Genomic DNA, 20,708 nt, shown 5'->3' with positions numbered 1-20,708 from the left:
CGTCTGTGGCCGCATCTTGCCACTGTCTGTGCCCATGGCACTCCTTGAAGTACGACACCTCACCAAGCGCTGGCCCACCGGCCGTCTGGCGCTGGATGACGTGGGCTTTGAGATGCGGGAAGGGGAGATCCTCGGACTCCTGGGCCACAATGGCGCAGGTAAAAGCACCATCATGGGCATCACCCTCGGCATGGTGCGCCCGGACGCCGGGGAGGTACGCATCGGCGGCCGCAGCGTGCAGAAAGACCGCGGCGCCGCCCTGCGCCAGATCGGTGCCATCTACGAGGCCGCCTGCTTTTACGACTACCTCAGCGGCTGGCAGAACCTGCGTGTGCTCTGCTCCCTCTCCGGCTGGTGGGACGAGGCGGAGGTCAAACGCGTGGTGCAGATGGTCAATCTCAGCCGCGCCATCCATCACAAGACCGCCACCTACAGCCACGGCATGCGCCAGCGCCTCGCCCTCGCCCAGACCCTGCTGCCCCAGCCCAAGATCCTGCTGCTCGATGAGCCTACCGATGGCCTCGATCCCGAGGGCATCCGCGAGTTTCGCGAACTCATTCTCCACCTGCGCAAGCACCACGGCATGACCATCATGCTCAATTCCCACCTCCTCGGCGAAGTCGAGCAGATGTGTGACCGCTGCGTCATCCTCAAGGACGGGAAAAAAGTCTTTGAAGGTGCCGTGCCCTCGCAGGAAAAATCCCGCCGTATGTTCCAGCTCGAAACCAACGACATCGGACTCGCCCGCGAGGTGCTCTCCCGCAGCGGCGCCACGATGGACAAGCACGGCATCGTTGAGGTGCCGCTGGACATGGAGCCGCACGAACTCGTTGCGGCCCTCGTCAATGGCCGCGTGCAGGTCCACTCCTGGCAGCCGCACCGTCGCACGCTGGAGGAGCTTTACATGGGACTGTCCTCACGCTCATGACGCTCTTCCTCCAGCAGTGGTATGGCGAGCTCTTGAAGCTCTTCGCACGCCAGCGCACCTACATCGGTTTTGGCGCGTTTGTCGCGCTGGAGATCCTCATCCTCCTGCTCATCAAAAAATTTGGCATGGGGCCCATCCAAAAGGCTATCGTGGGTTCGGGCCAGAGCTTCGAGTATTATTTCTCCGCGCTTACCGTCGCCAGCACCATCATGGGCTTTGCCATCTTCCTGCTCGGCGCGCTGTTTCTCAGCCTCGTGGCCGGAGACATCGTGGCCAAGGAAGGGGAGGACGGCCACATGCGCCTGCTGCTGGCACGGCCTGTCAGCCGGTTCCGTCTGCTGCTGCTTAAATATCTCACTTGCACCGGCTATGCCTTCCTGCTGGTGCAGTTCTTTGCCTGGACCTCGTTTTTCCTCGGCCTCATTCTGCGCGGCTGGGGTGGCGGCTACTTCGCCATCGTGCCGGAGGTTTCCGTCGTGGCGTTTTATGACTGGGGTCCGGGCTTGGCGCGTTATGCGCTCAGCTCGCTCTACCTCGGTGTCAGCATGACGGTTATCAGCAGCATCGCCTTCTTCCTCTCCTGCTTCCGCATCAAGCCCGCCGCCGCCACCATCGGCGCACTCACCTATGTGCTGGTGGACTTCATCATGCGCAACAGCGGCTTCATGGAAAACTACCAGCACCTGCTGGTCACCAAGCACATGGCCGCATGGGGGCGCATCCTCGCGGAAAACATCGACTGGCCGCTTGTCTGGCGTGGCTATGCGGTGATCGTGGCCGTAAACATCACTCTCTTCACCCTGGGCTATGCCGTGTTTGAATCCAGAGACCTGAAATCATGAATGTCATCAACAACATCCGTCAGATGCGCTCGTGGAGCACCATCAACAAAGGCACCCGCTGCGTCTTCGTGCCCACCATGGGCGCGCTGCACGAAGGCCATGCCGCGCTCATCCGCGCCGCACGCGAGATCGCAGGCCCGAGCGGCAATGTGGCCGTGAGCATCTTCGTCAATCCGCTCCAGTTTGGCCCCAACGAGGATTTTTCCAAATATCCGCGCACTCTCATCGAGGACCTCTCCCTCTGCCGTGATAACGGTGCGGACATGATCTTCGCCCCCAAGGCTGAGGATCTCTACCCTGCCGACCGCAGCATCGTCATGCACGAGACCAGTCTTTCCAAGATGCTCTGTGGCGCCAGCCGTCCGGGCCACTTTGACGGCGTGTGCATGGTTGTGGCCAAGCTCTTCAACCTCGTCCAGTGCGACGACGCCGTGTTTGGCAAAAAGGACTTTCAGCAGTTCGCCATTATCCGCCGCATGGTCCGGGATCTCGACTTCAACGTCGTCCTCCACGGCATCGAAACCGTGCGCGAGGCCGACGGCCTGGCCATGAGCAGCCGCAACCGCTACCTCACGCCTGAAGAGCGCACCCAGGCTCCGGCCATCCGCACCACGCTGCTGGCCGCGCGTGACGCCTGGAAAGCCGGGGAAAGCAATCCCGCCGCCCTGCAGCAGCTCATCACTCAGCAGCTTCAGGAAAAGGCGCCGCTCGGCCGCATCGACTACGTCACCGTGGCAGACGCCGTCAGCCTTCAGCCTGTCACCGCCGAGACCGAGCATGTCGTCATCGCTGCAGCCGTCTTCTTCGGGGCCGCACGTCTCATCGACAACATCGAGCTGAAATAACCTCCGCGCATCCCATCCATGTCCGAGACTTCGCAGAGCCACAGCGATGAAGGTTACGACTTCGAGATCATCCGCCGTGTCTGGGGCCTGGCCCAGGTCATCCCTGGCAACGACCCCGAGGTCTGGCGCAAGGACGAGTTCGGCGCGTGGATCCACCGCTCCGACTACCGCAACCGCCATTCCGACTACGGCTGGGAGATCGCCGATTACGGCTACAGCCGCCGCAGCCTCGGCCTCGCCTCCCTGCGCCCCATGCAGTGGCAGAACTACCTCGATTTCATGGTGGCTGCTCGCAACCAGGCCGTCATCACCGCCGACGGGCTGCGCAACGCCCGGCGGCTTCTCTGAGCCCGGTCATGGCAAAGTAGCCTTGTTCCTGTGGAACAAGGAACCGCTCCGCTAAGGCCAGGGCTCTTAACGACAAAGAACGAACACGGCATTCGCCCGCGCCCGGGTGGACACATTCCGAAAGTCCGTCCTCCCGCTTTCGTTCATACCGCAGCATGATCCGCCTCGCCTCCATCGCGCTGCTCGCCACCGTCACTGCCCACGCCGCTGGCACCGACTTCGTCCGGGACGTCTACCCCGTCCTGCAGCGTGCCTGCTTCGAATGCCATGGCGCGGAGACACACAAGGCCGATCTGCGTTTCGACACTGCCTCCCCGCAGCACCTCAAAATCGGCGCCGATCTCCTCCGCCGTGTCGCCCTGCCCAAGGAGGACAAGGAAGCCATGCCCAAGCGCGGCGACCGCCTCACCCCCGCTGAGATCACACACCTGCGCGACTGGATCGCCGCCGGCTCCCAATGGCCCGACAAACTCGAAACCCTCAGGCACTGGAGCTACATCCCGCCTCAGCGCCCTGCTTTGCCCACAGTCAAAAACCAGGCTTGGCCCCACAACGAGATCGACCGTTTCATCCTCGCCAAACTCGAAGCCAACAATCTCACGCCTTCTTCCCCGGCTTCTCCCGAAACCCTCATCCGCCGCCTCTCCCTCGATCTCACCGGCCTCCCTCCGACTCCCACCGAAGTCACCGCCTTCGTTAAAGAGCACACTCAGAATCCAGCCACCAGCATCGAGCATCTAGTTGACCGTCTCCTCGCCTCCAAGCAGTTCGGCGTACGCTGGGCCCGCCCTTGGCTCGATCTCGCCCGTTACGCCGACTCCCATGGCTTCCAGCGCGATGACCTCCGCGAGGTCTGGGCCTGGCGCGACTGGGTGGTCGATGCGCTCAATGCCAACATGCCCTTCGATCAGTTCACGCTCGAACAAATCGCAGGCGATCTCCTCACCAATGCCACGCCGCAGCAGATCATCGCCACCGGCTTCCACCGCTGCACGCCCACCAATGTGGAGGCTGGCACAGAGCCCGAGGAAAGCCGCATTAATCAAGTCATCGACCGCGTCAACACCACTGGCGCCGTCTGGCTCGGCACCACTCTGGAATGCGCGCAGTGCCATAACCATAAATACGACCCCTTCTCCCAGCGCGACTACTACTCCCTCCTCGCCTACTACAACAACACCGAGAAAGAAGCCGAGCGCACCAATCCAGATGTCCCCGGCTCCATCCAGTTCAAAGGATCGCCGCTCAAGATCAGCGATGCCGCACGCGCCGCCCAGCGCGCACCACTGGCAGCAAAGCTCAAAGAACTCGATGCTCAGATCACAGCTCGCCAGAAGCTGCTCGCCGCCGACAAAAAGGGTGCCCCATCCCAGCCCGCAGCAGCCAGCGTGGCCGCCTCTCGTGTCAAACCCCTCAAGCCCACTGCTTTCATTACCGAGAGCGATGCCGAGTCCGAACTCCAGCCCGATGGAAGCGTGCTGCTCACCGGCCCCGTGCCTGACACAGACACCTACACTTTCGAGGCCGAGCTCAGCGCCGGAGAGATCAGCGGCCTCATGCTTGAGGCTCTTACCCATGCTTCCATTGCTGGAGAGGGGCCCGGTCGTGGCGGCGCTGCTCGGCCCAACTTCGTGCTCCACTCCTTTGAATGCACCCTCACCACACCCGACGGCAAATCACAGCCCGTCACCTTCAAAACCGCGTATGCCGACTACTCGCAGAAAGGCTACGACGTCGTTAATCTGCTCGCCAAAGGAGGGAAGGGGGCCTGGGCCATCGGCCAGCGTTTCCATGAGCCGCATTGGGCCGCCTTTGAGCTGACTCAGCCCGTCTCCGTCGCCCCAGGTTCCAAGCTCAAAATCCAGATGGCGCAGAACTACGGCAAGGGGCTCGTCATGGGCTGCCTTCGCATCTCCAGCATCACCGGAGATGTGGCATCGTGCCTGCCAGAGGTGGCGGAGCCCGCGCCTGTAGTCGCAAAAAACCGCAAAGGCAAAGCCGCTCCCGCCGCAGCCCCCAAGGACCCCGAACTCGCCCGCATCGAGAAGCAAAAAGCCGCGCTGCAAAAGCAGCTCGCCGAACTCGCCGACCCCAGCACCGAAGTCATGCGCGAGCTCCCGCAGCCACGCATGAGCACCATTTTCAAACGCGGTGTCTATACCGATCCCGCCGACCCCGTCGCCGCTGCTGTGCCTGCCATCTTCAATTCCAAGCTCAGCGGCCCCGCCAACCGCCTCACTCTCGGCAAATGGCTCGCCAGCCGTGACAACCCGCTGGCTGCACGCGTCACCGTGAATCGCTGGTGGGCCGAGCTCTTCGGCCAGGGCATCGTCACCACTCTCGAAGACTTCGGCATCAAAGGCGCACCTCCCACGCATCCCGAGCTGCTCGACTGGCTCGCCGTCGAGTTCATGGACAGCGGCTGGGACATGAAGCACCTCCTCAAAAAAGTCGTCCTCAGCGCCACCTACCAGCAGAGCTCCCATGCACCGGCAGGACTCGCTTTGCAGACAGACCCGCAAAACAGCCTCCTCTGGCATGGCCCGCGTTTCCGCCTCGATGCCGAGACCATCCGCGACAACGCGCTGGCCATCGCCGGACTGATCGATCTCAAGCAGGGTGGCCCACCGATTCGTCCACCGCAGCCCGACGGCCTCTGGCAGAAGGTGGGAGGGCAGCAGTACAACTACGTCGTCAGCCGCGGCACCGAGCAGTATCGCCGAGGCCTCTACGTCGTGCTCAAGCGCGGCTCTCCCTACCCGAGCTTCATGAACTTCGACGCCAGCGCGCGCATGGCCTGCGTCGTCCGCCGCTCCCGCAGCAACACACCGCTGCAGGCGCTCACCCTGCTCAACGATCCCGTCTATGTCGGAGCCACCAAGGCCTTCGCCAGACGCATCGTCGCCGAGGCTCCCAGCACCGACCTCGAGTCCCGCCTGAATGAGGCCTTCCGCCTCGCGCTCGCCCGGGCACCGCAGCCGCAGGAGTTGGCCGTTTTGAAGACTCTCTGGGAGACCGAGTTTGACTCCGCCAAAGCAGACACCGCATCCGTCCAGGAACTCAGCACCGGGATCGAGCTGCCTAAAAAACTGTCCCCCGCAGAATTCGCCGCCTGGTATGCTGTGGCCAGCGCCATCCTGAATCTGGACGAGTGCATCACGAAAGGCTGAACGGTAAGCCCCCTTATCCCATCCACAGCTCTGGATGAGCAGCATTCGCCAAGAATGGGCTGGTGATGCCGTTGTTTGTGCGGCTACTTATCGCTGCAATGTCCTCTCCACCTCCGACATCCTGCCCGCACTGCTCCTCGCATGAGAAGAAGCCGGCAGTTGGTGCTGTGACGGAGGACCTGCCATCCGCCGCCTACATCTGCCCCATGTGCGAGGGCGTGCGCTCGGACACACCCGGTGCCTGCCCGCACTGCGGCATGGCGCTGGAAAAAAATCCGCTCGCCCGCCGCAACGAACCCGAATGCTGCGGCGACGGCGGCGATGAAGAAGTACAGGATCTCTGGTGGCGCGTGCGCTGGAGCGCCGCCATGGCCGTGCCAGTGGTGCTCCTCTCCATGGGCATGGACCTGCCCGTCATCCGCGACATCCCTCACGAGGCCTCCGGCTGGATGCAGTTTGTGTGGGCCTCCCCGGTGGTGTTCTGGGTGGGCTGGCCGCTGATGCAGCGCTTTGTCTCCTCTCTTCGCACACTGCGGTTCAACATGTTTACGCTCATTGGCCTCGGTGTGCTGGCCGCGTGGACTTACAGCACCGTGGCGCTGGCTGTGCCGCAGTGGCTGCCGCATCAGGCCGGGCACATGGTCTTGTACTTTGAAAGCGCCGCCGTCATCACCGTGCTGGTGCTGATCGGGCAGTTGCTGGAGCTGCGTGCCCGCCGTGCCACCGGCTCAGCCATTCAGGCTCTGATGGGGCTGGCTCCCAGGACGGCCTTTCGTGTGCGGGATGGAGTCGAGACTGAGACACTTGTGGAGCAGATCCAGCCGGCCGATGTGCTGCGCATCAAGCCCGGCGCGCAGATTCCTGTGGACGGCAGCGTGCTCGAAGGCAGCTCCAGTGTGGATGAATCCATGCTCACCGGCGAGTCCATGCCGCAGGAGAAGTCGGCCGGTGCGGCAGTCATCGGCGGCACGGTCAATGGCAGCGGCACTTTCCTTATGCGTGCGGAGCGCGTGGGTGCAGATACCCTGCTGAGCCAGATCGTGGAGATGACCGCCAAGGCTCAGGCCAGCCGCGCACCCGTGCAGCGTCTCGCGGACCGCGTTTCGGCCTGGTTTGTGCCAGCCGTCGTCGGCGTGGCGCTGCTGACCTTTTTGCTTTGGTGGGCCTTTGGGCCGCAGCCCTCCTTTGCCTTTGCCGTCGTGAATGCCGTGGCGGTGCTCATCATCGCCTGTCCCTGCGCGCTCGGTCTGGCCACGCCCATGGCCGTCACCGTGGGCCTCGGGCGCGGTGCGCAGCTCGGCGTGCTCATCAAAAACGCCGAAACCCTCGAGCGCCTGCAGGACATCGACACCGTCATGCTCGACAAAACCGGCACCCTCACCGAGGGCAGGCCCTCCGTGGTGGAGATCTTCCCGCTGCCCGGTCTCTCCGCGCACGACCTCCTCGCCTGCGCCGCAGCAGTGGAGGTGCCCAGCGAGCATCCGCTTGGCACCGCCATTGTGAATGCCGCCAAAGAGCGCAGCATCCCGCTCGCCACAGTCACCGATTTCCAGTCCATCACCGGTGGCGGTGTGTTGGGCAACTTGGGCGAAAACGAGGTCTTCGTCGGCCAGGAATCCTTTCTTAAAAAGAACGGTATTTTGATCGGTGCCGAATGCCAGGCGCAGTCGCAGAAGATGCAGGCAGATGGTTGTACCGTGGTCGTCGTGGTGCTCGATGAAAAGCCCCTCGGACTCATCGCCATCAAGGACAAGATCAAGGAGTCTGCGCTGCCTGCCATCGAGGCGCTGCACGCGTTCGGCTTGAAGCTGCAGATGATCACCGGAGACCTGCAGGCCACCGCGCGACGCGTGGCCAAAGACCTGAACATCGACGAGGTGGCTGCCGAGGTCTCGCCCAATGAAAAGCTGCTCCAGGTCTATCAGGCGCGTGGAAAAGACCGCCATGTGGCTTTTGCGGGAGACGGCGTCAATGACGCGCCCGCGCTCGCTGCGGCGGATGTGGGCATCGCCATGGGCACCGGCTCGGGCGCGGCCATCCAGAGTGCCTCCGTTACGCTGGTCAAAGGAGACCTGCGTGCCCTGTACCAGGCCTTTGCCCTCAGTCGCGCCACCATGAGGGTGATCCGCCAGAACCTCCTCTTTGCCTTCCTCTACAACGGCCTCGGCATCCCCCTCGCCGCAGGCATCCTCTACCCGCTCACCGGCTGGCTCCTCAATCCTATGGTCGCCAGTGTGGCCATGTCATTGAGCAGCGTGTCTGTCATTTTAAGCAGCCTGCGCTTGAGGCAGTTCACTGAAGGCATGCCTAAAATATGAAAAGACAAAGGTTTGTGTATTTAATTTATGTAAATAGAGTAAAAATGAGAGTTTGGCGATGATTTGTGTGAGTTCGAGCTGCCGCGAGTCCTTAAGGAAAGGGCATCTCTCAAGCCCGAGACCTCTCTCAAACCGGGTAGCCCGGGCAAGGGATGGCTGAATACCCAAAAAAATGACTGGAAATGTGCCTTTCCGCATTTGCACTCGCAACGAATGGGAGCATGCTGCCCGTCCCCTCATGAGTGCTACATTGCCGTACCGCGCAAACGCGGATTTCCTCGAGTCCAAATATGTGGACTGGAAAAAAGATGCTGGTTCAGTCGAACCGCTTTGGTCATCGTTTTTTGAAGGTTTCGAACTGGGCATGGCCCGTCTTGCCGCGAAGGGCGCAGAAGCGTCCGGCGGAGACGGTGCAGCGCTCTCGGAAAAGACCCTGAATTTCCGCATGCGGGTGTCGAACGCGCTGCAAAATTTCCGCGCGCTGGGGCACACTGCAGCACATCTGGATCCGCTCGATCCCGCTGGCCCGGAAGTGCCCTCGCTGACGCTGGCCGGACTTGGATTTACCGCAGATGAGCTGGAGGAGGATGTGCAGACACATCTTTTCCGCAACGGTCAGCCGATGAAGCTCAAGGCGATGCTGGCTGAACTGCAGCGCATCTACTGTGGCAAGACAGGCTTTGAATTCATGCACATTCACCATCCTGAGGTGCGTGCGTGGCTTCTGGACCGAATCGAAGGCCGCGACCTGGATGCAAAGCCTGTGGCCCAGGATCAGATCAATGCGCTGCGCTGGCTCCTGGAGGCGGAATCTTTCGAACGCTTCCTGCACCGTCGGTTTGTGGGGCAGAAGCGCTTCTCTGTGGAAGGCGGCGAGTCGATGCTCGTAGCGCTGGAGACGCTGCTGGAGGCGCTCCCTGCAGCCGGTGGCCGGGAGATAGTGCTGGGGATGGCGCATCGCGGCCGTCTCAGCGTGCTCGCCAACTTCCTGCGCAAGCCGCTGGAGTATCTCTTCTATGAGTTCAGCGAGAACTATGTGCCGAACATGGTTTCCGGGGATGGGGATGTGAAATACCACCTGGGCTTCGAGACGGTGCGTCAAACGAGCAGCGGAGATTCGGTGGGCGTGATGCTGGCCCCGAATCCGAGCCATCTGGAGGCCGTGGACCCTGTCGTTGAAGGCATGGCGCGTGCGCGCCAGCGTGCGCTGAATGACACCAAGGACCGCAAGAAGGTGATCCCGGTGCTGATCCATGGTGATGCGGCTTTTGCCGGACAGGGACTGGTGGCGGAAGTGCTCAACCTCTCCCAGCTGCCCGGCTATCGCACGGGCGGAACGGTGCACATCATCGTGAACAATCAGATCGGCTTCACGACGATGCCGGAGGACGCACGCAGCTCCGATTATTGTACGGACGTGGCCAAGATGATTGAGGCGCCGGTGTTCCATGTGAACGGCGACTGCCCGCTGGAGGTGATGAATGCGACGCGCCTCGCGTTTGAATTCCGCCAGACCTTCGGACGTGATGTCATTATCGACATCGTGTGCTACCGCCGCCACGGCCACAACGAGACGGATGAGCCTGGATTTACGCAGCCGAACATGGCGCGCGCCATCGCTGAGCATCCATCCACGGCGACATTGTTCCGTCTGGATCTGGCAGCCACGGGCGTGCTGGACGAAGCAGGTGCGGCTGCGCTGCAGCGCGAACTGGATGATGAGCTGGAGCAGGGCGTGAAGACGCTGGCTGAACGCGACAAAGGCGAAGGCGGCAATCCCTTTGAGGGCAGCATGGCCATGCCACAGCCTGCCTATGACTACACTCCTGTCAAAACCGGGGTGAGGATGACGACGCTGCAAAGCATCGGCCAGCGGCTGCTGGAGGTGCCGGAGGAATTCAACCTGCACCCGACGATCGCGAAACGCTTCCTGGCGGCCCGTAAAAAGGCCATCGAAGCTGGTGAAGGCATTGACTGGGCCTATGCAGAGTCCCTGGCGTTTGGCTCGCTGCTCACCGAAGGCCATGGTGTGCGCCTGAGCGGTCAGGACGTTCGGCGTGGGACTTTCAGCCAGCGCCACAGCGTGTTCTATGACAGCCAGACACGCGAGCGTTACATTCCGCTGAACAATCTGGCGGCCGAGCAGGGGCGTTATTGTGTTTACAACAGCCTGCTTTCTGAAGCTGCGGTGCTGGGATTTGACTACGGCTACTCACTGCTGACCAGCAACCTGCTGGTGTGCTGGGAGGCGCAGTTCGGCGACTTTGTGAACGGTGCCCAGGTCATCATCGACCAGTTCATCGCCAGTGCCGAAAGCAAATGGCAGCGCCCGAGCCACATAACGCTGCTGCTGCCCCATGGCTACGAAGGGCAGGGGCCGGAGCATTCGAGCGCAAGGCTTGAGCGCTTCCTGCAGCTATGTGCAGGAGGCAACATGCAGGTCTGCAATTTCACCACTCCCGCACAGTACTTCCACGCGCTGCGTCGGCAGATCAAGCGCAGCACGCGCAAACCCCTGGTGGTGATGACACCGAAGAGCCTGCTGCGGCATCCGAAGTGCGTGTCCAAACTCAGCGAGATGGCGGAAGACACCACCTTCAAAGAGGTGCTGGATGACGAACATCTGCTGGCTGCCCCTGAGCGCGTGACTCGCCTGATCCTGTGCAGCGGCAAGGTGTACTACGACCTGCTGGAATTCCGCGAAGAACACAAGATCAAGAATGCGGCCATCATCCGCATCGAGCAGCTTTATCCGCTGAACTACGAGATGCTGAAGGAGATCGTGGCCAGGTACCCTCGTGCGCAGAAGAAGTGGATCTGGTGCCAGGAGGAACCGCGTAACATGGGAGCCTTCTACTACATCCGTCCGCGGCTCGAAGAACTCTCCAACCACAAGCTGCGCTACGCCGGTCGTGAGCGCAGTTCCAGCCCTGCTGCAGGTTCCAAAGCCATTCACACCCTCGAACAAGAAAACCTGGTCGAGTCGGCATTCAGCGTTTGATTCGTCCATCCCCTCCAGATTTTTCCTCCAATACCGTCATGCCCTCAGACATCAAAATACCCGCACTCGGCGAATCCGTCGCTGGTGGTCAGATTGCCAAATGGCACTTCAAAGAAGGAGACTTCGTCAAGACTGGCGACATCCTGCTGACGCTGGAAACCGACAAGGTTGCCGCTGAAGTCACCGCTGAAGCCAGTGGTGCACTGCACATTGGCAAGCAGGCGGGTGAAGACGTCGAGGTGGGCGCTGTGGTGGGTCAGATTGATGAAAGTGCTGCGGCACCTGCTGCGAAGGCTGAGGCACCGAAACCTGCCCCGGCCGCCGCTCCTGCACTCGCGCCTGCGGCGAAGGAGGCTGAGAAGCCTGCGAACGTGACAGAATTTAAAGTGGTGCCTAAGCCTGAGCCCGCACCGGCTCCTGCGCCGAAGGCAGCACCGGCCCCGGAAGGCCGGGTGACTCGCAAGAAGATGACGCCGCTGCGCAAGAAGATCGCCGACCAGCTGGTGAGCGCGCAGCGCACGGCTGCGATCCTCACGACCTTCAACGAGTGCGACATGAGCAACATCATGGCGCTGCGCTCGCAGCTTCAGGACAACTTTGTGAAAAAGAACGGCGTGAAGCTGGGCTTCATGAGCTTTTTCATCAAGGCCGTGGTCGAAGCGCTGAAGGCGGTGCCTCAGATCAACGTGCGTGTGGAAGGCGACGAGATCGTGCAGCAGCACTACTATGACATTGGCGTGGCAGTGGGTACGGAGCGCGGGCTGATCGTGCCGGTGCTGCGTGACGCGGACCAGAAGAGCTTTGCGGACCTCGAGAAAGACATTCTGGGCTACGCGGCTAAATCCAAGGAAGGCAAGATCCAGGTGAGCGACCTCACAGGCGGTGTTTTCACCATCTCCAACGGCGGTGTGTACGGCTCCCTGCTCAGCACGCCGATCATCAACCCGCCTCAGAGCGCGATCCTGGGGATGCACAGCATCCAGCAGCGTGCGGTAGTGGTGGATGGACAGGTGGTGGTGCGTCCGATGATGTACCTCGCACTGAGCTATGACCACCGTGTGGTCGATGGCAAGGAAGCGGTGACATTCCTGATCCGTGTGAAAGACTGCATCGAAAATCCTGCTCGAATGCTGGTGGGAGCTTGATTCTGCAAGAACGCAATTTTTTGCTGAACAAAGCCCCTGCCATACGTTCTGATCTCTAGATTGAAGTTGTTTAAATGGCACTTGATACCCCCAGTACTATCCCAATGCCCGAGGTGCATGCACCGAAGGGCTGGGCTGTGTGGCTGCGGAACAAGTTTCTGGCCGGTCTGGCTCTGGCTTTGCCGCTGATCATCACGTTCTGGATCTTGTTTTCGATCTATGACCTGCTGCATGCATGGAGCAAGCCTGTGCTGGCGCAGATGGTGAACTTGGTGAACGAGTTTTCAGAGGAGCCGGTGCTGGACATCGGGAACCCGAATCTGGAGAGCCTCACCAACTTCATCGGGTTCTTGTTTTCGGTGCTGGCGATACTGGGGCTCGGCTTCATGGCCACCAATGTGATCGGAGTGCACATTGTCACCGCCGTTGACAAACTTTTGCTGCGAATCCCTCTGGTTGCGGTCATTTACAAACCGCTTAAGCAGGTGATCGACGCCTTTCGGAGCCTTGGAGGCGGTGCAAAGCAAAACTTCAAACGGGTTGTGTACATCGACTATCCTGTTCCTGGCATGCGCATGATTGGTTTTGCCACAGGCCAGTATTGTGACCCCCAGACCGGCAAGGCGATGACCTGTGTCCTGCTGCCCACAGCGCCGAGCCCGATGACCGGCTTTCTGCTTGTGGTGGATTCAGACAAGCTCACGGATGCGCCGATCTCCATTGAAGAGGCGATGAAAATGATCATTTCAGGCGGGCTTGTCTCGCCTTTGAATGCCGTGGCGCCGCTGAATCAAAAAACTCTCACGACACTGGCACCTGAACCGCAGCCTGAGCCTGAATCTGTGTTTGACCTGCCTGCGGGCCTGCCAAGGGCCGAAGATTTTGACGCCGGTGACACAGAGATCCTGGCGCAATCCATGGACATCAAGAGTGGAAAGCGCTGGTTGCGCGCCCTGCCATGGAAGAAACGCTGAAAGCACAGTGATCATTGATTGGAATACATGGCAGCCGGGCGTTCGCGCCACACTGATGTTCATCATTGATGAGGCAAAGCGTCAGGTTTTGCTGATCCGCAAAAAACGCGGGCTGGGCGCCGGAAAAATCAACGGGCCTGGGGGCAAGATGGATCCTGGCGAAACCGCCGTGGAATGTGCCGTCCGTGAGACCCAGGAGGAACTTGGCGTCACAGCGCTGAATCCGGAGCATCATGGCGAGCTATGGTTTCAGTTTGTGGATGGGCTGTGCATGCATGTTGACGTCTTCGTGGCCAGCCAGCACGAGGGGGAAGCCGTCGAAACCCCTGAAGCAGTGCCGCTGTGGACCTCACTGGATGCGCTGCCGTTTAACGAGATGTGGGCTGATGATGTTCACTGGCTGGGGCAGACTCTCGTGGAGCGCCGTCACTTCATAGGGCGCTTTACTTTTGATGACGACACCATGCTTTCTCACGAAGTAAGCTGGCTGTGATTTTTTTGATTCCCGGCTGGAGGCAATCATGGATATCATGGGCCCATGAAATTTCTTTTGCTTCTGTGCGGAGTTCTCGGGATTCAACAGGCATGCGAAGCCGCGCCGGACGAGCCGCCAAACATCGTGCTGGTGATGGCGGATGATCAAGGGTGGGGAGACATGGGCTACAATGGGCATCCTCATCTGAAGACGCCGAATTTTGATGCTCTGGCGAGGGAGGGCATCCGCTTCGACGAGTTTCATGCGGCGGCGCCGGTATGCTCGCCCACACGGGGGAGTGTGATGACAGGACGCACTCCGAACCGTTATGGCTGCTTTTCCTGGGGGCATCCGCTGCGTCCGCAGGAGATCACAATCGCGGAGGCTCTGAAGACAGCAGGGTATGCGACCGGGCACTTTGGCAAATGGCACCTGGGATCTGTGCAGAAAGAAAGTCCGGTCAGCCCAGGCTCCAGCGGATTCGACGAGTGGGTCTCGTCTCCCAATTTTTTTGATCTGGATCCGGTGCTGAGTGTGCAAGGCAAGGCGGAACAGTTTCAGGGAGAAAGCTCCGACATTACCGTGGAAGCGGCGCTAAAATTTATCCGCGGGTGCGCCGGCAAAAAGCAACGCTTTCTTGCGGTGGTGTGGTTTGGCTCTCCGCATGACCCCCATCAGGCGCTCGAGTCAGACAGGGCGCCCTATTCCGGCCTGCCAGAGAAGCAGCAAAACTTCTACGGTGAGATTTCGGCCATGGATCGTGCCTTTGGCCGGCTGCGGGCGGAACTGAAGCAACTGGACCTGCGCGACAACACCCTCCTGTGGTTTTGCAGCGACAACGGCGCGCTGCCGAAAGTCGGATCTTCCGGAGGCCGCCGGGGGGGCAAAGGACAGATCTATGAAGGTGGCCTGGCGGTTCCAGCTCTTCTGGAATGGCCCGAGGTGTTTCATGAGCCCAGAGTCATCAAGGCACCATGTGTCACCTCGGACATCTATCCCACCCTTTTGGCTCTGGTGGGGGTGAGCATGGAAAAGCAGCCCCCTCTGGATGGCATAGACATCATGCCATTGCTGACCGGGCAGGAGCAAAAGCGCACGAGTCCCATAGGTTTTTGGGACTCAGGCAAAAAAGGCATCAGCACACCCTCCAAAGTTTGGATGGACGAGCTGCTGACCGCTCAAAAGAAGGGGGCGGAACCGGCTGATCCCGCTCGGGTGCTCCCTGATGCGGCAGTCATTGGCGAACCTGTCTCACTGACTGAGTTTCCTGGGCATTCTGCCTGGCTGGACTGGCCGTGGAAGCTTCACCGAATCGAAAACAAAAAGACCCATGAGGTGACCTGGGAACTGTACAACCTGCTCAGAGACCCTGACGAGAGCACCGTACTGCTCGCGGAACAGCCTGAACGGGTGCCTCAAATGCAGAAAAGTCTCGAAGATTGGCTCGAAAGCGTGGCGAGAAGCTTGAATGGCGAGGATTATCCGAGCGAAAAAGCCGCAACCAAGAACCCATGATCGCCTGAAAGGGTTTTCCGCGCTCGGCGCGAAGCCCCATGAGGGTAAAAGAAAGAGTCCTTTCTACTACAAGCTTGCCAGGTCATTATTGAGTGCTAATTAATGGACAGACTTGAAAAGCGAAAATGCTGAAAGTTAAGGATTCTGAGTTCATCAGCAATTCTGGAATTTCAAAATTTTTTCTTTAAATTCTAAAAATATCTTGCGGCAACAGGATGTTTCGTGTTACTATAACTTCAATTGCGGGTATAGCTTAGTGGTAAAGTTCCAGCCTTCCACGCTGGCCATGTGGGTTCGATTCCCACTACCCGCTCTGAGGACACGTCCACATCTGTAAATTTACCTTTATGCCGCTCATGAAAGCTGTCCCTTTTTCTCGCCTTGCGAGCTCTTGCGCCTGTCTTTTCATTTTGGCTGTATCCTCTGCTTCGGCTCAGTCGGCATCAAACTGCAGCGAAATTTCGAATGATGTGCGTGTCGCTGTAGAAAAAGATCCCTCCAAAGTCCTTATGGTGGTGGAGGATGCACTCGTTATCAACGAAGGCTGCGCGGGCGAGATCGTGAAGACAGCCATTATTGCATCCAAAGCGGACGCCACACTTGCAGGTCAAATTGTTCAGACAGGCGTGTCTGTGGCGCCCAAAATGGCTGGCGTCATCAATGACGCAGCGATCGCGTTGGTGCCTGGTCTCGCAGCCACTTCGCCAGTCCCTGCCATTGAACGGCCCATTGCTGTCTCTGAGAAAAACCCGGTGAAAAATCCCGGCAAAAACCCGATCATGCCACCGGCTGAAGAAGAGGATTTCTTCGTTCCATCCTCCATTCGAGGAGTGTTTCTCATCCAGCCGCCTGCGTCAGGCCCGTTGCCGCCACGCACGACGACCAATCCGGTGTCCCCATCCAACTCCATTCCGTGATTGATGCTGAAGCCTGACCCAGGTGGCTCATCCTGAATTGAAATCCGAAACTGCTCCTGACTTTCATGCGCTTCAAACTGGCAATGCTTTTCCTGGCCGTCGCTGTTCTCAGCCCAGTTGCATTGCGTGCGCAGGGTCTGGTGGCGATTCAGAACTACTCGGCAGATTTCAAAAACGAGGAGCCTTTGACTTTCTCCTTCAATGCCACATCAGGATATGACCGGCTGAAGTACAAGGTCATATCACCCACTTTGAGCGACATCGACTCTTGGTACGCGCAGGGTGGTGCCGGGGTGTCCTACACACGTCCCGATCAGACCACCCCCTTCAGTTTCAGTTTGGAGAGCAGCGTCCTGCAGTACGTGAAAGGGGTGCCGACATACGGCAGCACTTTTTACAATGGCCGTGCGAGCGTCAATTTTGAGCATCAGTTCTCCGAGAGGCTGAAGATAAGCAATAATTTCTACCTGACTTACGGCACCAATCCCACAAGTGCTTTTGGCTATGGTGCGACCAGCGCCCTGTGGAACGGGCAGTTTCTGTATGGGTACAACAATTTCAATGTGAGCTATGCCTGGTCTCCACGGTTTTCGACGACGACATCCTACACCTTTGACGGCATTGCCTATCAGGACTCTCTGGTCGCGACTTCCCAAGACCGCTATTCTCATCTGGTTGCGCAGCAGTTTGCCTATAAAATTGGGAAGCGGACGAGCCTGACTGCCGAGTATCGCTACCGTCTGACGGACTACACCAAGAGCGCCTTCCAAAACTATCACTCACATTTCGCGCTGGCCGGTGTTGATCACGCCTGGAGTGAGAACATGTCCACCTCCGTCCGGGCAGGTGCCGAACTCTATGAGAACGCGCGCGGAAGACAAACAAAGCCTTACGCCGAAGCCGCGCTCAACTATGCGGTGGCCAAGCAGACGCAGCTGCGCTGGTTTTCGATGCTGGGCTTCAATGGCGCGCTGCTGGGCAACTACAGCAGCAGCTACGGCGTGAACACGGGCGTGCAGGTGAATCATCAGGTGACCAAGCGGTTTAGCGTCAACAGTGGTGTCAGCTATGCTCACTCCGTGCTCTCAGGGGGCACCGCTCCGGATCAAAAGCAAGACTCTGTGTTTCTCAATGCGGGCATTGGCTACCAGCTGATGGACAACCTGAACGTGAACGCCAATTACTCATTTTCCACGCAGCTGTCCAACAACCCTCTGGTTGAGTTCAACCGCAATCGTGTCTCTCTCGGTGCCACGGCCAGCTTTTAGTCCCAACAGCCCAGAAAACAATCCGCCGGCGGGCAGATTCGGACACCACGAATCTCCCGCTGGCGGCATTTCAAGAGCATTTTCTTAACTCCTTCAAATTATCAAACCAGAGCAGTCATGAACGAGTCCGGTACCGAACTGCAGAAGCATGCGATGGACACCTGGCAGGTGATCAAGAACCGCTTTGGGCTCATTTCTCTGTCGTTCATCCTGATCTTCGCAGCGGCGGCCGTGCTCACCTACATTATGCCGCGCAAGTACCGCGGGCATGTGGAGATGACGATTGAGCGCATCACGCAGGACATTAATGTGTTTGACCGCAACCGCAGTGACGGGCTGGCCTTCACGCAGGAATACATCAAGACTCAGTTTGAGACCATCACCAAGCCAACCACGCTATATCCGGTGATCGAAAAACTCGAGCTCGCCAAAAAATGGGAGCTGCCCAGCCGTCAGGCGGCATTGGCGAGGTTGCGCTCCAATCTCGACACACAGTCGATGCTGAGGTCGGATTTCGTCATCATCGACTACTATGACCAGGATTCGCAGCTTGCGGCCACCATCGCAAATGAAGTGGCAAAGAGCTACATGGAGCAGCGCAACCACATCGAGAGCAGCAAGAAGCAGAAGGCCCTCGATGTGCTGAATCAACAGATCACCGATCAGGAGGCACTTCGTGGTCAGGCTCAGGTGCGCGCCCAGGAAGCAAGGCGCAAGGCCGGGATTGTGGGGGACTGGATCGTCGGAGGTGGCAGTTCTCTGAATCCAGGCGGTGAGTTGCGGAGTGAAAAAGACTCCATGGTCATCTCACGTGAACAAGCGCTGATGATCGCCGACCAGGAGATTCTGACTTTGCAGTCAGACATTGACCAGGTGAGCAAGCTTTCCCCCGACGAACTCATCGAGCAGGCATCTGGTCTCAAGCTGGAGAATCAAAACATTACAGCCATCACCATGAAGCTGCAGGACCTCAAGGTGGCGCGGGAGGGGCTGGTTAATGAAGGACGTGGACGCCTGCATCCGCAGGTGCTCAGCGTGGACAGCCAGATGGCTGAATACCAGTCTCTGATTCTGGGAGCTGCCAAGGCGCATGTGGCCGGCCTGCAGAACCGGCTGGATGCCGCAAGGAAAAAGAGGGAATCCCTCAAGGTTTACAATGAAGACGCAAAGCAGGAACTGCAGAACATGCAGGCGCTTTACACGGAGTACAAGACTGCCAAGGACGAGGTGACTTATCTGGAGGACTTGCTGGTAAAAATGCGGTCGCGCTTTTTTGAAGAAAAGGCGGGCATCGAACTCGTGAAGTCTCCGGCGACCATCTACTCAGAAGCGGAGCCGGAAAGCAAACCCGCCAAGCCCAATGTGCCCTTGCACCTGGCTCTCGGAGGGGTGCTGGGTCTCATGTTTGGACTTGGGCTCGCCTTTTTCCTGGAATACATGGATACGACGGTGAAGAACTTGGATGACGTCGAGCGCTACCTTGGCGTTCCTGTCCTTGCGGTGGTGCCCAAAGACGTCGGAGTTTTGCACCGCTCCAGCGGCTTTAATCCCGATGCCGAGGCCTACCGCATCCTCCGCACGAACATCGAATTCAACCGCAGAACACCTGAGGCCAACTGCCTGAGCGTGGTGAGCGGCGGGGCTGGGGAAGGCAAATCGACCACGATGGTGAACCTCGCCTATGTCTGCGCTCAGGGAGGCTACAATGTGCTGCTGATTGATGCTGATTTGCGTCGGCCGAGTCTGCATACGCATTTTGATGTCAGTCATGCGACTGGGCTGACCAACTACCTGACCACTGACATCCGGCTGGAGGATGTAGTGCTGCGCACGCCTGTGGAGAATTTATTTTTCCTGCCGAGCGGGCTCCTGCCGGCGGATAGTGCGGGACTGCTGAACTCGCAGCGCATGGTGGACCTGATCACCGAAGTCAAAAGCCGGTTTGACCTGGTTCTTATCGACTCACCGCCTATTCTTGGAGTCAGTGATGCGTCCGTGCTCGCCAATCTGGCAGACATGACCATGATTGTGGTGCAGCACCGCAAGCTGCCCCGCCACATGCTCATGCGTGTGAAGCAGAGCGTGGAAAACGTCGGTGGCAAGGTGGTGGGGGTGGTCCTCAACAATGTGGACCTGCGCAGCGACGCGCAGTACCAATACTACACGAGCTACTACACGTATTACTCACCGACGAATTCGCCCAACGGCGCCGCTGGTGGAAAATCCCGTCGCCGCAAGATCAAAGCTGAAACCACTGCCACCGTGCTGGGCGGCTCCCAGGCCGTCTCACGGCTGGATGGTGACGATGTTTTTTAAAACCACAGAATCACAACTCCTATGAACACACGCTCTGTCTCCTGCTTCCTTGCCGCATGTGTCTGTGCAATGGCACCCGTGCATGCTCAGAATGGCGAGATCGCCCTCAAGGCCAACAACCGCATCACGATTTCCATTGGGGGCATTCCAGACAATGAAGTGCCGCAGATCAGCAAAGTTTACACGATCAGCGACAACGGGACCGTGAACCTGCTCCACATCGGCGAAGTGCGCGCAGCAGGACTGAAGCCTTCCTCATTGCAGCGCACAATCGAGCAGACCTATATCGCCCGTGAAATTTACACCAGGCCCACTGTGACCGTTACCACGGACGACAATGCCACCACCGCACGCATGATCTACGTCGTAGGGGGCATCAAAGGCAACGGGCAGGTCCCATACAATTCGAGCATGACGGTGCTGAAAGCCATTTCCGCAGCCGGTGGGTTCACTCCCTTTGCCAAGCCCAGCAAAACCAAGCTGATCCGCAACGGCGTGACCACCGAGATCAACCTCAAGGACATCAGTGCCGATCCTTCCAGGGACATCCAGCTTCAGCCTGAGGATCAGATCATTGTGCCAGATTGAGGCGCGACTGTCTTACGGTGCGCTGTACGCAAATCCGGCATGAAGGAATGCTTCATGC

General features: G+C 59.2%; 15 protein-coding genes and 1 tRNA gene. All 16 read left to right on the top strand.

What is annotated here, in order from left to right; genetic code table 11:
- Positions 1-34 precede the first annotated feature (34 nt).
- Positions 35-928 (top strand): ABC transporter ATP-binding protein, encoded by an 894-nt coding sequence (locus ACFQDI_RS14840; RefSeq protein ID WP_377168089.1) that lies wholly within the window; start codon positions 35-37, stop codon positions 926-928.
- On the top strand, positions 925-1,770 hold the full coding sequence (locus ACFQDI_RS14835; RefSeq protein WP_377168087.1) for an ABC transporter permease: 846 nt from the start codon (positions 925-927) through the stop codon (positions 1,768-1,770). Before ACFQDI_RS14840 ends, ACFQDI_RS14835 begins: the two co-directional genes overlap by 4 nt.
- The gene (panC, locus tag ACFQDI_RS14830; RefSeq protein ID WP_377168085.1) at positions 1,767-2,615 is read left to right on the top strand and encodes a pantoate--beta-alanine ligase; all 849 of its coding nucleotides are present in this window, start codon (positions 1,767-1,769) and stop codon (positions 2,613-2,615) included. The genes ACFQDI_RS14835 and panC overlap by 4 nt, the downstream gene beginning before the upstream one ends.
- A gap of 18 nt (positions 2,616-2,633) precedes the next feature.
- Positions 2,634-2,963, top strand: a complete 330-nt coding sequence (locus ACFQDI_RS14825; protein ID WP_377168083.1) for a hypothetical protein — start codon at positions 2,634-2,636, stop codon at positions 2,961-2,963.
- A 155-nt stretch (positions 2,964-3,118) separates the two neighbouring features.
- Positions 3,119-6,133 (top strand): DUF1553 domain-containing protein, encoded by a 3,015-nt coding sequence (locus ACFQDI_RS14820; protein ID WP_377168081.1) that lies wholly within the window; start codon positions 3,119-3,121, stop codon positions 6,131-6,133.
- 98 nt (positions 6,134-6,231) lie between these two features.
- Positions 6,232-8,451 carry a copper-transporting P-type ATPase gene (locus tag ACFQDI_RS14815; RefSeq protein ID WP_377168079.1) on the top strand — a complete coding sequence of 740 codons (2,220 nt, stop codon included), beginning with the start codon at positions 6,232-6,234 and terminating at the stop codon, positions 8,449-8,451.
- Positions 8,452-8,689: 238 nt separating this feature from the next.
- Positions 8,690-11,452 carry a 2-oxoglutarate dehydrogenase E1 component gene (locus ACFQDI_RS14810; RefSeq protein WP_377168077.1) on the top strand — a complete coding sequence of 921 codons (2,763 nt, stop codon included), beginning with the start codon at positions 8,690-8,692 and terminating at the stop codon, positions 11,450-11,452.
- Between the two features lie 38 nt (positions 11,453-11,490).
- Positions 11,491-12,597, top strand: a complete 1,107-nt coding sequence (sucB, locus tag ACFQDI_RS14805) for a dihydrolipoyllysine-residue succinyltransferase (RefSeq protein WP_377168075.1) — start codon at positions 11,491-11,493, stop codon at positions 12,595-12,597.
- Between the two features lie 104 nt (positions 12,598-12,701).
- Positions 12,702-13,571 carry a DUF502 domain-containing protein gene (locus ACFQDI_RS14800; protein WP_377168073.1) on the top strand — a complete coding sequence of 290 codons (870 nt, stop codon included), beginning with the start codon at positions 12,702-12,704 and terminating at the stop codon, positions 13,569-13,571.
- Between the two features lie 55 nt (positions 13,572-13,626).
- Positions 13,627-14,064, top strand: coding sequence for an 8-oxo-dGTP diphosphatase (locus ACFQDI_RS14795; protein ID WP_377168071.1), 438 nt, complete (start codon positions 13,627-13,629; stop codon positions 14,062-14,064).
- A 45-nt stretch (positions 14,065-14,109) separates the two neighbouring features.
- On the top strand, positions 14,110-15,561 hold the full coding sequence (locus ACFQDI_RS14790) for a sulfatase-like hydrolase/transferase (protein WP_377168069.1): 1,452 nt from the start codon (positions 14,110-14,112) through the stop codon (positions 15,559-15,561).
- Positions 15,562-15,803: 242 nt separating this feature from the next.
- Positions 15,804-15,874 (top strand) — tRNA-Gly (locus ACFQDI_RS14785).
- 43 nt (positions 15,875-15,917) lie between these two features.
- Complete coding sequence (locus ACFQDI_RS14780) at positions 15,918-16,478, top strand: hypothetical protein (protein WP_377168067.1); 561 nt, start codon at positions 15,918-15,920, stop codon at positions 16,476-16,478.
- A gap of 65 nt (positions 16,479-16,543) precedes the next feature.
- Complete coding sequence (locus tag ACFQDI_RS14775) at positions 16,544-17,746, top strand: outer membrane beta-barrel protein (RefSeq protein WP_377168065.1); 1,203 nt, start codon at positions 16,544-16,546, stop codon at positions 17,744-17,746.
- A 117-nt stretch (positions 17,747-17,863) separates the two neighbouring features.
- The gene (locus ACFQDI_RS14770; RefSeq protein WP_377168063.1) at positions 17,864-20,062 is read left to right on the top strand and encodes a GumC family protein; all 2,199 of its coding nucleotides are present in this window, start codon (positions 17,864-17,866) and stop codon (positions 20,060-20,062) included.
- 21 nt (positions 20,063-20,083) lie between these two features.
- Entirely contained in the window at positions 20,084-20,650 is a 567-nt protein-coding gene (locus ACFQDI_RS14765; RefSeq protein ID WP_377168061.1) for a polysaccharide biosynthesis/export family protein, read from the top strand.
- Positions 20,651-20,708 lie beyond the last annotated feature (58 nt).

It is taken from the genome of Prosthecobacter fluviatilis, from assembly GCF_042655725.1.
Lineage (GTDB): Bacteria > Verrucomicrobiota > Verrucomicrobiia > Verrucomicrobiales > Verrucomicrobiaceae > Prosthecobacter > Prosthecobacter fluviatilis.
This window is presented reverse-complemented; position numbering and strand designations above follow the sequence as displayed.

Coding starts and splice junctions, on each gene's coding strand:
- ACFQDI_RS14820 (WP_377168081.1), top strand. CDS start 3,119: ATGATCCGCCTCGCCTCCATCGCGCTGCTCGCCACCGTCACTGCCCAC.
- sucB (WP_377168075.1), top strand. CDS start 11,491: ATGCCCTCAGACATCAAAATACCCGCACTCGGCGAATCCGTCGCTGGT.
- ACFQDI_RS14775 (WP_377168065.1), top strand. CDS start 16,544: ATGCGCTTCAAACTGGCAATGCTTTTCCTGGCCGTCGCTGTTCTCAGC.
- ACFQDI_RS14790 (WP_377168069.1), top strand. CDS start 14,110: ATGAAATTTCTTTTGCTTCTGTGCGGAGTTCTCGGGATTCAACAGGCA.
- ACFQDI_RS14765 (WP_377168061.1), top strand. CDS start 20,084: ATGAACACACGCTCTGTCTCCTGCTTCCTTGCCGCATGTGTCTGTGCA.
- ACFQDI_RS14835 (WP_377168087.1), top strand. CDS start 925: ATGACGCTCTTCCTCCAGCAGTGGTATGGCGAGCTCTTGAAGCTCTTC.
- ACFQDI_RS14825 (WP_377168083.1), top strand. CDS start 2,634: ATGTCCGAGACTTCGCAGAGCCACAGCGATGAAGGTTACGACTTCGAG.
- ACFQDI_RS14840 (WP_377168089.1), top strand. CDS start 35: ATGGCACTCCTTGAAGTACGACACCTCACCAAGCGCTGGCCCACCGGC.
- ACFQDI_RS14815 (WP_377168079.1), top strand. CDS start 6,232: ATGTCCTCTCCACCTCCGACATCCTGCCCGCACTGCTCCTCGCATGAG.
- ACFQDI_RS14795 (WP_377168071.1), top strand. CDS start 13,627: ATGTTCATCATTGATGAGGCAAAGCGTCAGGTTTTGCTGATCCGCAAA.
- ACFQDI_RS14810 (WP_377168077.1), top strand. CDS start 8,690: ATGAGTGCTACATTGCCGTACCGCGCAAACGCGGATTTCCTCGAGTCC.
- ACFQDI_RS14770 (WP_377168063.1), top strand. CDS start 17,864: ATGAACGAGTCCGGTACCGAACTGCAGAAGCATGCGATGGACACCTGG.
- panC (WP_377168085.1), top strand. CDS start 1,767: ATGAATGTCATCAACAACATCCGTCAGATGCGCTCGTGGAGCACCATC.
- ACFQDI_RS14780 (WP_377168067.1), top strand. CDS start 15,918: ATGAAAGCTGTCCCTTTTTCTCGCCTTGCGAGCTCTTGCGCCTGTCTT.
- ACFQDI_RS14800 (WP_377168073.1), top strand. CDS start 12,702: ATGCCCGAGGTGCATGCACCGAAGGGCTGGGCTGTGTGGCTGCGGAAC.